The following is a 14,582-nucleotide window of genomic DNA, read 5'->3' as shown; positions in this document are numbered from 1 at the left end:
CGTCGCTGACCCGGCGGGACCGCCGACCGCACCACACCAGACTTATGTCGGACGGGCTACCAGACGGCGAACAGACATGGACGAAGTGTTCGAAGTGGCCGAACTCGCGACCGACTTCGGACTGGGCGGCGTCGTCAGGTGGCTGCTCGGCATCGTCGGCGTCCTCCTGATACTCGCCGGCGCCGGCCTGTGGCTGTTGACCGACATGAGCCTGCTCGTCGTGCCGGCGGCGCTGATGGCGGTCGGCCTCCTCCTGGTCGTCGCGCCGGTCGTCCTCCTGTTTGCCGCCGAACTGTTCTGATCAACTCCGGACGACGCGTCCGACGTTTGTCAGGGTTTAACACGACGCGGGACCTCTTTCCACTCATGACGGACACGACACCGGTCATCGTGCAGGCTCGCCGGACGGCCCAGGGGAAAGAAGACGGCGCGTTCGCGGACGTGCGCAGCGAGGATCTGTCGGTGCCGCTGATCAACGAGATGCTCACCGACACGGGCCTCGCGAGCGATCAGGTCGACGACCTGCTGTGGGGGTGCGCCCAGCAGCGCAGCGAACAGGGCAACAACATGGCTCGCGTGATCGCACTGCTCTCGGACCTCGGCGAGGAGGTCCCGGCGGCGACGATCAACCGCTGGTGTGCCTCCTCGGCCGAGTCGATCATGCGCGGCGCCGACGCCATCGCGGCAGGCCAGCGCGACTGCGTCATCGCCGGCGGCGTCGAGTCGATGACGCGCGTCGACCTCGGCGAGAACACCCACAACGTCCACCCGCGGCTCGCCGAACTGTACAACATCGGCGAGCTCCAGATGGGGATGACCGCCGAGAAGGTCGCCGAGGAGTTCGACGTCTCCCGGGAGGACCAGGACGAGTACGCCCTCCGCAGCCAGCAGCGGGCCGCCGAGGCGACGGACTCCGGCAAGTTCGACGACGAGATCGTCCCCATCGAGACCGAGGAGGGGACCGTCGACGAGGACGAGGGCATCCGCCGGGACACCTCCATGGAGAAGCTGGCCCAGCTCCCCACCGTCTTCAAGAGCGACGGGACGATCACCCCGGGCAACGCCTCGCAGATCTCCGACGGCGCCTCCGGCACGATGATCACCTCCCGCGAGTTCGCCGACGAGCACGGCCTCGACGTGCTCGCCGAGGTGGGAGACCACATGGTCGCCGGCGTCGACCCAACTATCATGGGCGTCGGTCCGGTCCCGGCGGTCCGCAAGCTCTGCGAGCGGACCGGCCGCGACCCCGACGATTTCGACCTCGTCGAACTGAACGAGGCGTTCGCGAGCCAGGCGCTGTACTGCCAGCGCGAACTCGGCTTCGACGACGACAGCTACAACGTCAACGGCGGCGCCATCGCCATCGGCCACCCGCTCGGCGCCTCCGGCGCGCGCCTGCCGGTAACGCTGATCCACGAGATGAACCGCCGCGGCGACGACCTCGGGCTCGCGACCGAGTGCGTCGGCTTTGGCCAGGGCGCGGCTATCGAACTGCGAGCGCCGTAGGTAGGGAGTCAGGTTAACGCGAGTCGCTCCGCGACTCGCGCTTTTTGCCCCATCTTTTTGGCCGAGTGGTACCCGCAGCGGCGCGAAGCGCCGCGAGGATATCCGAGGCGAAAAAGGTGGTTGCGCCAGGGTGCGGCCATCGAACTGCGGGCGCCGTAGCGCAGACCTGTTTCCTCCTCCGCGCGAGTCGCGTGGCGACTCGCGTTTTGTCCCTTCTTTTCCGCCCGAGTCACTCGTCCGTCTTGAGCCGTGCGACCGGTGCGGGCTGGGCGCTCAGATGCGTCTGCTCGAAGCCGGTCGAGTATTTCAAGCCGAATCCGAAGAACCGGTCGGCACCGATGTGAGCGGCCCACACCGCGGCGGCCGCAACCACGAACGACGCGTCGACCCAGTAGGCCACACCGCCGACCGCGAGCGGGAGGGTGTACGTGTGGACGACGTTGTACGAGACGCTCCCGACGCGCGGCCCGGCAAGGTATCCCAGCATCGACAGGTCCGGTGCGAGCGCGAGTACGGCCAGCAGCCACAGCGGCGCGTCCAGCGCACCGAAGACGGCGAGCGACGCGGCGAGCGCTGCCAGTCCCTCGACCCGGAGATAGTACCTCGGCTCCATACCGTCGCGAGGGGTGCCGAGCGGAAAAAGACGGGCCAGGTGAAGGAGGAGGCTCCGTCAGTCGGGGTTGACGAGTTTCATCCCCTCGCGGACCGACTCGGTGCGGCCGAGCAGGGTGAGGTAGTCGCCGCGTTCGATGACGGTGTCGGCGGTCGGCACGTGCGCGGATTCGGGATCGCCCTTGCTGAGCAGGGCGATGAGGCAGGCGTCGGGGAGCATCGGGCCGACCTCGCGGACGGGCTTGCCGATGATCTTCTCGTTGGTCACCTCGACTTCCTGGACGTCGCCGGAGCGACCGACGTCGGTCATCCAGTGGGCGATGGCGGGGCGTTCGATCTGATTGTCGATAGCCCACGCGGTCGCCATCGCCGAGGAGATGGTCCGCACGCCCAGGTCCTCGAAGGCGTCGACGTTGTCGGGGTTGTTCGCCCGGGCGATGACGTGTTCGACGTCGAACTTCGTGCTCGCCAGTTGCGAGACGAGCAGGTTCGCGTCGTCGTCGCCCGTTGCGGCGACGACTGTCTTGGCGTTGTTCGCGCCGGCTTCGCGCAGGACCTCCGTGTCCGTCCCGTCGCCGATGATGGCGGTGAAGCCCTCGTTTCGCACTCGTTCGGCGGTCGATTCGCGTTCTTCGATGACGACCACGTTCTCGCCGCGGTCTTCGAGGCGTTCGGCGAGCGAACGGCCCACCTTCCCGCCTCCGACGATGATTACTCTCATGGGTATGACGTCCAGGTATTGTGCGACGTGGCGCGCGAGGCCGCCCTCGACGAGGGCGGTCGCGAAGATAGCCAGGAAGACGACGCCGAGCAGCAGTTCCGATTGGCTTACGAGCGTACTCGCGTCCGCACAGAGCGCCACGGCCTCGCCGGCCAGGTCCGCACGGCCGCAGACGCTCGACGCGGTCGCGCCGTCGCCGACGAGTTCGGCGGCATCGGTCCGGAAGTTCGAGGCCACGTTCTGCATCTCGACGGCGAACAGCGTCGCGACCGACGCCGGGATGATCCCGCGCGGGCCGACGGCGCTGATGAACAGCCGTTCGTTGAAGGTGAAGCGGTCGCCGACCGTCGAGATCATCACGAGCAGCGGGCGGATGACCAGCGCGACGGCGGCGACGACCGCGAGGCCCGGGATACCGACTTCGATGAGCGTCTGTGGATTGAGCTGGGCGGCCAGCGCGATGAAGACGAACGAGAGGACGACCAGCGTCACGTCGCCCTTGAAGTCGGTGATGTCCTCCTCGTAGGGGATGTCGAGGTTGCCCAGCACCATCCCCGCGGTGGCGACGGCGGCGACGCCGGCCTCGCTGGCGCCAGGGATCGAGTTCGCTCCCGCGAACGCAACCAGCGCACCGGCGAGCACCAGCAATCGGGCGTTACGCGGCGCGTCGCCCGGCGAGAGGTCGACGTATCGCAACAGGTAGAAAACGACGGCGGCGACCGCGAGGCCCACAACGATCCCTATCCCCAGCCGGCGAGTGAACGCCGCGATAAACCCCGCCGACCCCGCCTCGGGATTCAGCGCGTCGAAGACGACGACGGCGATGATCGCCGCCGTCACGTCGTTGACGATCCCTTCCGTCTCCAGGACGGCCGCGACGCGGTCGCGGACGGGGACGACCTGCAGGATCGGGGTGACGACCGTCGGCCCGGTCGCGACCAGCAGGGCGCCGATGAGGAAGGACAGTTCCCAGGTCGCCTGCCCGAAGGCGAGTTTGACCGCGATGGCGGTCCCGACGAGCGCGATGACCGCACCGACGGTCACCATCCGGAACGCCTCGGCGGGGGCTTCCTTGATGCGGTCGAGGTGGAGGTGGAACGCCCCCTCGAAGACGATGACGGCGACGGCCAGTCCGACGATCGCCGGCAGCGCCTCGCCGAAGGTCTCGCTGGTCACCCAGCCGAGCCCCGGCCGGCCGATGATGACGCCCACGAGCAGGTAGAAGATGATACTCGGCACTTGCAGGCGTGCGGCCAGCAACTGCGCGAGGATACCGAGCCCGATTATCCCCGCGACCAGCGGGATGAGCAGTTCGCTACCGCCGGTAGCCACTGTGTACCTCCATCTGGTCGGTTTCACGGAAGCCCCCGATATAAACGCACTCACTCGTCGGTGCCGCGGTGTGGGCCGATGGCCGCCTGCCGTGGGGTGGCCGTCTCACTCGGTCGCCATCGACCCGTCCTCCCTGGAGTCCTCGTCGGCGGGTTCGCCGTCGCTCGACACCCCGGCGGGTTCTCGGTCGGGACGGGCCCGGTAGTAGGCGTAGAACTCGTGATCCGGGCAGTGACCGTAGACGATCCCGTCGTAGGCGTCTTCGATCCCGCCGTTGGTGGTCGACGTCGCGACGACGTCGACGCCGCCGGGGACGACCGCACGGCCGTGCGCGGAACAGCCCTCGTGCGGGCACTCCGCCCGCTTGACGACGGGCTCGGCGTCAGTCACTCCGGCCTCTCGAACGCGACGCTGTCGGCTCCGCTGTGATCCTCGATTCCGTGACGGCTCCTTCGTGGCGTAGCATTGAGTCTCCTCGAACGCGCGACGGCCGGACGTCGCCCGGGTCCCGGGCACGAAGACACCGGCCGACGCGCAAGTCTCTCGAAGTAGTAGACCGTGCAGACGGAAAAAGGGCCATGTCCCCTGGAGCTGTCGCTACAGCGTCACGTTCCAGTCGTGCTCGCACTCCGGGCAGGCGAACGCGACCCGGAGTCCGGTCTCGGGGTCGTGCGTTTTCTCCGCCACCTCGCCCTCAGCCGACCGGCAGTTCGGACAGAGGGCGTTCACGGCTGTGGGAGCCGACAGGGTTCCGTATGGGCGATGCGGCGGATCCGCCACCGAGGCTGGTCGACTGACGACGGCGTCGGCATCGACGCTCAGGCCGACGGCGTCGTCGGGACTGTCCCGACCCGCTCGATCTGTTTCGTCTCCGGGTCGTAGTCGACGACGCCCAGGTCGGCCGCACGCGGCAGGTGAGCGTGGTGGAGCGAGACGGCGACTCGCTCGACCACGTCGACGGACGGGGAGGGCGCCTCCGTCTCGCGAGCGGCGACGGCCGTCGCGAGGTCCTCGAGCGCGACCGGGGCGGACCGCTCCGCGAGTTCGGCCAGCGCGAGGCGTCGACGCCCGTCGGCCAGCAGGTCGTATCGCGCTTCCGTGTTCAGTCCCGCGTCGGTGCTCCGGTCGTCGACCGGTTCGTGAGTCGTCTGTGACATAGATGGGGTTCCGATTTCGACCGCGTACCTCTAGAGAGAACCTGTCCCCCGGTAAGGGATCGCTAGAAGTGATTAGGTCCGATATCGGCGACCGATCGGCAGTGGATCGGTTCGTTTCGCTGCCAGATGATCCCGTTCGCGAGCGCGATACGTACCGCGTCGGTGCCGGTCGCGTTCCGCTTGGGGACTCCGCCGGCGGAAGGTTGTAGTTGCCCCCGGACCAGAGTTGGGACCATGGCATCGCACGGGCTGACGGAGAGCCTCAGGGAGACACTCGCGGTGTTCGACGGGGGCGTGGAGCCGAAGACGACGAGCGAGGTGGCCGAGGCCCTCGATCTCGGCCGACGGAGCACGTACGACCGGCTGGATCGGCTGGTCGATCAGGGGCGACTCCGGACCAAGAAGGTCGGGGCGAGCGCGCGCGTGTGGTGGCGCGTGCCGGGCGACGGGGGACGGGCCACCGAACCGGACTGGCCGGCCGCCGCCCAGTCGCTCGTCTCGGACGTGCTCGGCCGCGCGGAGGTGGGCGTGTTCGTCCTCGACGAGGACTACGACGTCGTGTGGATCAACGACGCCACGGAGCGCTACTTCGGACTCGACCGCGAGCAGGTCGTCGGCCGCCACAAGCCCGACGTCGTCGAGCAACGGATCGCGCCGGCGGTCGACGACCCGGAGGGGTTCGCCGAACGAGTGCTGACGATGTACGACGGGGACACTGGCGAGGAGCGCTTCGAGTGCCGCATCACGGTGGGGGACGACCGAACGGAGCGCTGGCTGGAACACCGGAGCAAACCGATCGAGACGGGCGCCTACGCGGGCGGCCGGGTGGAACTCTACTTCGACGTGACCGAGCGCAAGCGATCGGAGCAGGCCTACATCGCCCAGCGCGATCAGTTCGAGTCCCTGGTCGACGCCGTCGAGGAGTACGCCATCTTCCGCCTCGACCCCGAGGGCCGCGTGGAGACCTGGAACGCTGGCGCCGAGCGCCTGAAAGGGTACGACGCCGACGAGATCGTCGGCGAACACGTCTCGACGTTCTACACGGACGCCGACCGGGAGGTGGACGTCCCGGAAGCGAACCTGGACGCCGCCGCCGCGGACGGGTGGACCGAAGACGAAGGGTGGCGGGTCCGCGCAGACGGGAGTTGGTTCTGGGCGAACGTCTCGATCACCGCGATCCGCGACGACGCCGGCGACCTCGTCGGATACGCGAAGGTCACCAGAGACATGACAGAACGCCGCGAGTTCGAGCGCGAACTGGAGCGCGAGCGGGACCTGCTCGAACAGACCTTCGACGCCATCCCGGCGGGCGTCGCCGTCGTCGACGAGGAGGGGGAGCCCGTCCGGATGAACGAACGGCTACGGCGGTACCTGAGTGTGACCGAGGGGGCGGAGCCGGACCCCCTCCCCGAGGGCACGGTCTTCGACGAGGACGGCGAGGAGGTCCCCCCGGGAGAGCGACCGTACGAGCGCACGCGTCGGACCGGCGAGCCCATCAGCGACTGGATCGGGCGGTTCGACCTGCCCGGCGTCGGGGAACGGTGGCTCTCGGTCAACGCCGTCCCGCTGACGGACGCCGACGGCGACGTCGAGCGGGTCGTCGTCTCGGCCGAGGACATCACGCCACTGAAAGAGCAGGCGCGCCTGCTCGAACGCAGCCGCGACGACCTCGAACACGAACTGAACGAGGTGCTCGACCGCGTCGACGACGGGTTCATGGCGCTCGACGACGAGTGGCGGTTCACGTACGTCAACGACCAGGCCGCGGACCTCCTCGATCGGTCCGAACGCGCGCTCGTCGGGCGGAACGTCTGGGACGAGTTCCCGGAGGCCGCCGACTCGCAGTTCCGGCGGGAGTACGAACGGGCCCGCGACACCAACGAGTCCGTCTCCTTCGAGGCGTACTTCCGGCCGCTCGAAACCTGGTTCGACGTGACCGCGTACCCCTCCGAGAGCGGCCTGTCGGTGTACTTCCGGGACGTGACCGAGCGCAAGACTCGCGAGCGCGGCCTCGAACGCTACGAGGCCATCGTCGAGACGGTCGACGACGGCATCTACGTCGTCGACGAGGACGGGTACTTCACCGAGGTCAACGGGACCTACGCGTCGATGGTCGGCCGTTCGCGGGAGGAACTCCTCGGTTCTCACGTCTCGGCGGTCGTCGACGACGAGGAGGCCCTCGCGGAGGTGGACCGGCTCGAAGCGGCGCTCGCCGCGGGGGACCGAACGACCGCGACGCTGGAGACGACGATCACGACGCCCGCGGGCGAAACCTGGGTCGGCGAGTCGACATTCTCGCTGATGGAGACCGAACGCGGCTACGAGCGGGTCGGTGTGGTGCGGGACGTGACCGACCGCAGAGCGCGCGAGCGCGAGCTCGAACAGTACGAATCTATCGTCGAGACAGTGGACGACGGCATCTACGCTCTCGACGAGGACGAACGGTACGTCCTCGTGAACGACGCCTTCTGCCAGATGGTCGGCTACGAGCGCGAGGAGCTACTGGGCGCGGAGGCGACCAAACTCTACGACGAGGAGTTCGCGCCCATCGTCGAGGAGCGCGCCGCGGCGGTCGCCGAGGGCGAGCGCGACGTCGCCACCATCGAGTTCGACCCCGTCCGGAAGGACGGGAGTCGCGTCCCCGTCGAGACGCGCTACGAGCCGCTCTCGTACGGCGACGGCTACGGCCGCTGCGGCGTCGTCCGCGACGTCTCCGGGCGCATCGAGCGCGAGCGAGAGCTCCAGCGTCGGATCCGCCAGCAGCAGGTCGTCACCGACCTGGGCCAGCGCGCCCTCGAAGGTCGCGACCTCGACGGGCTGATGGCCGAAGCGGCCGAGCGGGTGGCGACGACGCTCACTACCGACTACTGCGAGGTGCTCGACCTCGACGCCGACGGGGAGGAACTCCTGCTCCGCCAGGGGGCCGGCTGGGACGAGGGGCTCGTCGGATCGGCGACGATCGCCGCGACCGACGACGACTCCCAGGCCGCCTACACGCTCCGGTCGAGCGACCCCGTCGTCGTCGAGGACCTGACGGCCGAGACGCGGTTCGGCGAGCGGGACATCCTCGCCGAGCACGGCGTGCGGAGCGGTATCACCGTCGTCATCGGCTCGCCGGAGGACCCCTGGGGGATCCTCGGGACGCACGACACGGAGGCGACGGCGTTCTCGGAACAGGACGTCAACTTCGTCAGGTCGGTCGCGACCATCCTCGCGACGGCGATCGACCGCCACGGGTACGAGGAACGGCTGGTCCGCCAGCGCGAGCAGCTCGCGGCGCTCAACAGCCTCAACGAGGCCGTCCGCGAGATCACCGACGCGGTCCTCGACCAGTCGACCCGCGAGGAGATCGAGCGGACCGTCTGCGAGAAGCTCGCGGCCACCGACTCCTACGAGTTCGCCTGGATCGGCGACGTCGAGACGGCCTCGCAGACGGTCGCCGTCCGCACGGAGGCGGGCGTCGATGGGTATCTCGACGACGCGACTATCTCGATCGACCCGGACGACGCGCGCAGCGACGGGCCGACCGGGCGTGCCATCCGCACCGGCGAGGTCCAGTCGATCCAGCGAGCCGGGACCGACGCGCGCTACGAGCCCTGGCACGAGGTGGCCGAAGAGTACGGCTTCGACTCCTCTGCGGCGATCCCGATCGTCTACGAGGGGACGACCTACGGCGTGTTGAACGTCTACGCGGCGCGACCGAACGCCTTCGAGGGGCAGGAACGGAGCGTGCTGGGCCAGCTCGGCGAGGTGATCGGCCACGCCATCGCCGCGTCGGACCGCAAGCAGGCCCTGTTGAGCGACGAGGTCGTCGAGCTCGAGTTCGGCATCCCGAACCTCTTCGAGACCCTGGACGTCTCGGACGCCCCCGGCGGGCGGTTCACCTTCGATCACGTCGTGGCGCTCGGCGACGAGGAGTTCCTGATCTACGGCGAGGCGTCGGCCGACGCCGTCCCGACGCTCGAAGCGCTGGTCGACCGACTCCCCCACTGGGCCGCGGTCTCGTTCGCCGACGACGACGGCGAGGACGACACCCGGTTCGAACTCCGGATGGACGAGCCGCCGGTGCTCTCGACGCTGGCGTCGCTCGGCGGGTCCGTCGAACAGGCCGCCGTCGAGGACGGCGACTACCGCATGACGCTGCACCTCTCGCCGAGCGCGGACGTGCGACGGGTGATCGAGGCCGTCACGGAGGCGTACCCGTCGGCGACGATGCTGCGCCGCCAGCAGGTGACCACGGACGAAACGCAGTCGAAGCCGACGAGCGCGCTCCTCTCGGAACTCACGGACCGCCAGCGGACGACCCTCGAAGCCGCCTACCACGGCGGGTTCTTCAAGTGGCCCCGCGACGCCTCCGGCGAGGACGTCGCCGAGTCGCTGCAGGTCTCGCCGCCGACCTTCCACCAGCACCTCCGCAAGGCCGAGGGCAAGGTCTTCGGCGCGCTCTTCGAGTCCGCGAGCGGCTGATCCCGCCGCTCGCGCTCACTCGGCGCGGTCGAGCGCCGTCAGCACGCCCCGGACGTTCATCGCCACTTCCGCGTCGGCCTTCTCCGCGCCCCAGAGCTCCCGCTCGGCGTCCGCCTCGGCGACGAAGTGGTCGATCACCGCGTCGTCGTCGCCGCGTTCCGCTCGTTCCTCCGCGACGGCCGTGACCCACGAGTCGAGCACCTCCGCGTAGCGGTCGAGCTTGTCCCCCGTCTCCGCGGGGCCGAAGTGGGCGTAACAGAGCACCTCCGGGTCGATCGACCGGAGCGTCTCGACGTCGGTCTGGCACTGGTCGGGGTCGAAGTTCGACGGCGGGCTCGTCGGGAACACCGCGTCGGCGCTCGGGGAGTAGATGCCCGCCGCGTCGGCGACGAACGTCGCGTCGTTCGCGGGGTCGTGGAAGACGACCTGGTGGGGCGCGTGACCGGGCGCGTGATGCACGTCGAGCGCGTGGTCGCCGAGGTCGATGCTGTCGCCGTCCTCGATCTCGGTGATCCGCGACTCGGGAACGGGCTCGGGTTCCGTGTACGCCCGGATCTGGTCGCCGACGGCGCGCTTGGTCCCTTCCCAGAGCCGTTCGGGATCGACCAGGTGGGGGGCGCCGATCCCGTGGACGTACACCTCGGCGTTCGGGCACGCCTCGACGAGGAAGCCGGCGCCGCCCGCGTGGTCGAGGTGGACGTGCGTCACCGCGATCACCTCGATGTCTTCGGGTGCGAGGCCGACCTCGTCGAGGGCCGCGAGTATCCGCTCGTAGTTGGTCCCGATCCCGGTGTCGACGAGCGCCGGTCGCTCCGCGTCGAGGACGTACACTGCGCCGTACTCGGGGACGCCGTACATCCCGGTGTCGACGTACGAGAGGTCCGTACAGTCGCCGACCGTCGCTTCGAACACGTCGCCGATTGCCATACCCGATCCGCGGGCGGCGCGGACTAAATGGTTCGCGTCGCCGCGGCCGGTTCGCGCGGTGGTCATCGCCGGCGGCAGGTCGCTGTCGGCGTTACTGTGCGGCCGCCGCCTCGAGGATCGACCCGCCGTTGTTGACGTACGCGGAGTAGTGGGCGTCGTCGGAGAGGTACAGGTCGGCGTCGGGCAGCAGGTCGCCGAAGGCCCGCGCGAGGTCGACGCCGACGGTCGCGTCCGCGCGGCCGTGCCACATGTCGACGGGGATCGAACACTCGTCGGGGTCGAAACCCCAGTCGTTGCCGACCAGCGGCAGGTCGTGGGCCGGCCCGCGCGACCCGCCGCGGAAGGACTCGGCGCTGTCGGCGACGAGCGTCTCGCCGGCGGGCCCGTCGAAGACCGCGCGGTCCTGTTCTGGCGACCCGGTGACCAGCGCGGCCCGGAACTGCGGTCGCGCGTTCGCGGCCAGCCACGCCGACGACGCGAACGCCGCCTGCGAGAACCCGGGGACGAACCGCGTCGCCGAGAGCACGGCCTCGTTGAACGGGTCCGCGCTCCCCCGCGTCTCCGGCGGCGTGACGGTGCTCACGAGCGAGATGCCTCGCACGCGGTCGGGGACGGCGTGAGCGCAGGCGACCGCGTGCGGCCCACCCCCGGAGAACCCGACGACGCCGAAGCGGTCGATTCCCAGGTCGTCCGCGAGCGCGCACACGTCGCCCGGCCAGTCCAGCAGGCGCCGACTCGGCTGGAAGTCGGAGCCACCGAAGCCGGGTCGGTCGGGCGCGACGAGGCGAATCCCGCGTTCGGCGGCCTCCTCGTCGCAGAGCGACCACATCAGCCGCGATCCGATCACGCCGTGGAAGGCGAACACTGGCCGCCCGTCGGGGTCGCCGTACTCCGCGTACGAGAGGGTTCGGCCGTCCGGGAGGTCGATGGTCGACGGCTCAGTCATGTGTATTCGTCGTAGCACTCTGGACACTAACGGGTGTCGCTCCGGCAATCGCGCGTCGCGGAGTCCGGCGCGGCGTCCGATGCCGTCGCTCACTGCGGGGTCCGACGCCGTCGCTCACTGCGGGGTCCGACGCTCTCACTCTGGCGCGCGGACATCCCGACGGTCTTGCTGCGACACGTGGATTTATCAACGCGTCTCTCGCCTATCCGAGGTCATGAGCATCGATCCCGAGACCCGTGATCGGCTCGAAAATCTCCACAGCGCGCTCGTCAACGACATCACGGACGAGATGGGTATCGACGACAACGTCATTCCCGGGACCCGCATCCGGCCGGTCTGGTCGAAAGAGCCAGTCGTCGGGACCGCGCACACGTCCCAGCGCGTCGAGATCGGCTACGAGGAGGAAGGGAACGACGAGGACACCGACCCCGAGGACATCGACTTCTTCCGGTACCTCGAAGCGACCGAGGAGGGTGACTTCGTCGTGATGGCCGCGCCGAAGGACACGGAGGTCGGCCTCTGGGGCGAGCTTCTGAGCACGATCGTCCAGGAGAACGGCGCCGCGGGCGCACTCATCGACGGCCCGACGCGGGACTCGACGATGATCGAGGACCACGAGTTCCCCGTCTGGTCCGACGGCCACAGCGCCATCGAGTCGTTCGGCCGCGTCAGCTTCCGCGAGTGGGACGTGCCCGTCGAGGTCCACGGCGTGACCATCGAACCCGGCGACGTGATCTTCGCCGACTATCAGTCGATCGCCGTCATCGACCCCGACATCGTCGACGAGGTGCTCGAACGCGGCGAGGAGGAACTGGCGACCGAAAACCAGGTCCGCGAAGACATCCGCGACGGCGACAGCGTCTACGAGGTCTGGGACCGCTACGGCACGCTCTAGCCGTCCGAAGAGTCGAACGATGGCTCCGGGCCGATACCGTCCCGTCTCTCCCCATTGCTGACGTTTTTATCCTCGCGATTTGTTATCGCGGGTCGTGACGCTCCCCGACGACGTGCGCGACGTGTCGATCACCGACGTCCAGACGGCGCGGATCGGCGGCAACTTCGAGTGGCTGCTCGTCCGGATCTACACGGACGCCGGCGTCACCGGCACCGGCGAGGCGGTCCTCGGACCGGCCGCCGACGCGTACGTCGACTTCGCGAAAGACCGCATCATCGGGAAGAACCCCGTCGACGTCGACGCTCGCCTCACCGAACTGTACGACGGGCTCTCGTACCTCGGCAGCCAGAACGGCGTCGGCGTCACCGCGATCTCCGGCATCGACCTGGCGCTACACGACCTCGCCGGGAAACTGCTGGAGGTCCCCGCCTATCAACTGCTCGGCGGGAAACACCGCGACGAGGTCCGGGTGTACTGCGACGTACACGCCGGCGACCACCTCCGCGACGCGCTGGCGGCCGACGACGCCGCCGCCTACCGGCCGGAGGCCTACGCCGACGCCGCCGAGGAGGTGCTGGCGGAGGGGTGGGACGCCCTCAAGTTCGACCTCGACAGCCCCGACGCGCACGTCAGAGACCCGAAGAACAAGCACCTCAACGGACCGGCGATCGAGTACCGGGCCGAGATCGTCGACACCGTGACCGATCGCGTCGGCGACCGCGCGGACGTCGCCTTCGACTGCCACTGGAGCTGGACGGCCGACACCGTCCGGCGGCTGGCCGGCCAGCTCGACCCGACCGACGTCTGGTGGCTCGAAGACACCGTCCCGCCGGAGAACCACGACCTCCAGATGAAAGTCACGGAGGAGACGGACGTGACCATCGCGGCCGGGGAGAACGTCTACCGCGTCGAGGGCGCTCGACGCCTGATCGAGAACCAGGGGCTCGACGTCTTCCACCCCGACGTGCCGAAAAACGGAGGGATGCACGAGACGAAGAAGATGGCCAACATGGCCAAGGCGTACCACATCCCGGTCGCGCTTCACAACGTCGCCTCACCGGTCGGGACCATGGCGAGCGCGCACGTCGGCGCCGCCGTCTCGAACTTCCTCGCGCTCGAATACCACGCCCGCGACGTCGAGTGGTGGGGCGACGTGGTCGAGGAGGACGTCCTCTCGGCGGGCCGGATCGAACTGCCCGACGAACCGGGGCTCGGCGTGACGCTCGACATGGATACGGTCGCGGCGCACCTGAAAGACGGTGAGACGCTGTTCGACGCGGCGTAGGCGCACTGAGCGACTCGCCGATCGAAACTGTCAGAATCGTTCGTGACGTAGGAACGCTTTCTTTCGTGTGTTGCGATACCAGTTCGCATGGACGACGTCGACCAGTTCCAGATCTACTCGGTCGCTGTCGACCCCGAGTACTGCCCCCAGTGCGGCACCGAGGTGGGGACGCGGTCGTTCGACGCCGGCCCGGAGCAGTGGTGTCCGGAGTGCGAGATGGTCTTCGCCCGGAATCCGCTGTCGGCGGTCCACGTCGTCGTCCGGGACGGAGACGACGTCCTGCTCCTCGACGAACCGATTCCGCAACACGAGGGCGTCTGGAGTCTCCCCGGCGGCCACGCGAGGCACGACGAAGGGCCGCGGGAGGCCGCCGTCCGGGAGCTCCGCGAGGAGACCGGGTTGCGGGCGGATCCGGACGACCTCTCGCTGGTGACGGTGTACCACGCCGAGACGCCGCGCACGGCGTTCCACTTCGTCACGTACGCGCTGGAGCGGCGAGCGGCCGCCGGCGACGTGACGCCGGAGGCGGACGGGTTCGCGGTCGAGACGCTCCCGGTCACCGAGGTGCTGGCCGCGTCCGACAGACTCCGGGACTCCGACCGCGAGCGCATCGAACTGGCGTTCGAACCGTGAGCCGACTGCGTGGGCGTCCGGAACGACGCGCCGACGGCGCGTGAACGGGTCGGCACCGCCCCCGGGACCGACACGCCCTCACACGACACCGACACGCCTAC

General features: G+C 69.1%; 12 protein-coding genes. 6 read left to right on the top strand and 6 right to left on the bottom strand.

Going from position 1 to position 14,582, the window contains the following annotated elements:
• The first annotated feature begins 76 nt into the window (after window positions 1-76).
• Together ACMGFE_RS14880 and ACMGFE_RS14875 are read left to right on the top strand one after the other, a co-directional pair.
• Complete coding sequence (locus tag ACMGFE_RS14880) at window positions 77-301, top strand: hypothetical protein (protein ID WP_436925998.1); 225 nt, start codon at window positions 77-79, stop codon at window positions 299-301.
• A gap of 65 nt (window positions 302-366) precedes the next feature.
• Entirely contained in the window at window positions 367-1,506 is a 1,140-nt protein-coding gene (locus tag ACMGFE_RS14875; RefSeq protein ID WP_436925997.1) for a thiolase family protein, read from the top strand.
• Window positions 1,507-1,735: 229 nt separating this feature from the next.
• Here ACMGFE_RS14875 and ACMGFE_RS14870 read toward each other — a convergent pair whose 3' ends face one another.
• The 4 genes from ACMGFE_RS14870 to ACMGFE_RS14855 all read right to left on the bottom strand — a co-directional run bounded on the left by ACMGFE_RS14870 (window position 1,736) and on the right by ACMGFE_RS14855 (window position 5,328).
• The gene (locus tag ACMGFE_RS14870; protein ID WP_436925996.1) at window positions 1,736-2,119 is read right to left on the bottom strand and encodes a DUF4260 family protein; all 384 of its coding nucleotides are present in this window, start codon (window positions 2,117-2,119) and stop codon (window positions 1,736-1,738) included.
• Window positions 2,120-2,176: 57 nt separating this feature from the next.
• On the bottom strand, window positions 2,177-4,171 hold the full coding sequence (locus ACMGFE_RS14865) for a cation:proton antiporter domain-containing protein (RefSeq protein WP_436925995.1): 1,995 nt from the start codon (window positions 4,169-4,171) through the stop codon (window positions 2,177-2,179).
• Between the two features lie 105 nt (window positions 4,172-4,276).
• A complete protein-coding gene (locus tag ACMGFE_RS14860; protein ID WP_436925994.1) occupies window positions 4,277-4,561 on the bottom strand; it encodes a hypothetical protein in 285 nt (94 codons plus the stop codon).
• Between the two features lie 428 nt (window positions 4,562-4,989).
• Complete coding sequence (locus ACMGFE_RS14855) at window positions 4,990-5,328, bottom strand: DUF7344 domain-containing protein (protein WP_436925993.1); 339 nt, start codon at window positions 5,326-5,328, stop codon at window positions 4,990-4,992.
• A gap of 234 nt (window positions 5,329-5,562) precedes the next feature.
• On the opposite strand from ACMGFE_RS14855, the gene ACMGFE_RS14850 reads away from it, so the two are divergent.
• Complete coding sequence (locus ACMGFE_RS14850) at window positions 5,563-9,795, top strand: PAS domain S-box protein (RefSeq protein WP_436925992.1); 4,233 nt, start codon at window positions 5,563-5,565, stop codon at window positions 9,793-9,795.
• 15 nt (window positions 9,796-9,810) lie between these two features.
• Here the strand turns inward: ACMGFE_RS14850 and ACMGFE_RS14845 are convergent, their stop codons facing one another.
• Both ACMGFE_RS14845 and ACMGFE_RS14840 read right to left on the bottom strand, forming a co-directional pair.
• A complete protein-coding gene (locus tag ACMGFE_RS14845) occupies window positions 9,811-10,722 on the bottom strand; it encodes an MBL fold metallo-hydrolase (RefSeq protein ID WP_436925991.1) in 912 nt (303 codons plus the stop codon).
• Window positions 10,723-10,813: 91 nt separating this feature from the next.
• A complete protein-coding gene (locus tag ACMGFE_RS14840; RefSeq protein WP_436925990.1) occupies window positions 10,814-11,668 on the bottom strand; it encodes an alpha/beta fold hydrolase in 855 nt (284 codons plus the stop codon).
• 214 nt (window positions 11,669-11,882) lie between these two features.
• Between ACMGFE_RS14840 and ACMGFE_RS14835 the strand changes: the two genes are divergently transcribed.
• From ACMGFE_RS14835 to ACMGFE_RS14825, 3 genes are all read left to right on the top strand, one after another.
• Window positions 11,883-12,563: an RraA family protein gene (locus ACMGFE_RS14835; protein ID WP_436925989.1), complete on the top strand. Its 681-nt coding sequence runs from the start codon at window positions 11,883-11,885 to the stop codon at window positions 12,561-12,563.
• Window positions 12,564-12,657: 94 nt separating this feature from the next.
• Complete coding sequence (locus ACMGFE_RS14830; RefSeq protein ID WP_436925988.1) at window positions 12,658-13,848, top strand: mandelate racemase/muconate lactonizing enzyme family protein; 1,191 nt, start codon at window positions 12,658-12,660, stop codon at window positions 13,846-13,848.
• An 87-nt stretch (window positions 13,849-13,935) separates the two neighbouring features.
• Complete coding sequence (locus ACMGFE_RS14825; protein WP_436925987.1) at window positions 13,936-14,481, top strand: NUDIX domain-containing protein; 546 nt, start codon at window positions 13,936-13,938, stop codon at window positions 14,479-14,481.
• The last annotated feature ends 101 nt before the right edge of the window (window positions 14,482-14,582 follow it).

The sequence above is a fragment of the Halosimplex amylolyticum genome (genome assembly GCF_051414035.1).
GTDB classification, from domain to species: domain Archaea; phylum Halobacteriota; class Halobacteria; order Halobacteriales; family Haloarculaceae; genus Halosimplex; species Halosimplex amylolyticum.
Note: the sequence above shows the minus strand (reverse complement) of the source record. Positions and strands in the feature narration are given on the sequence as shown.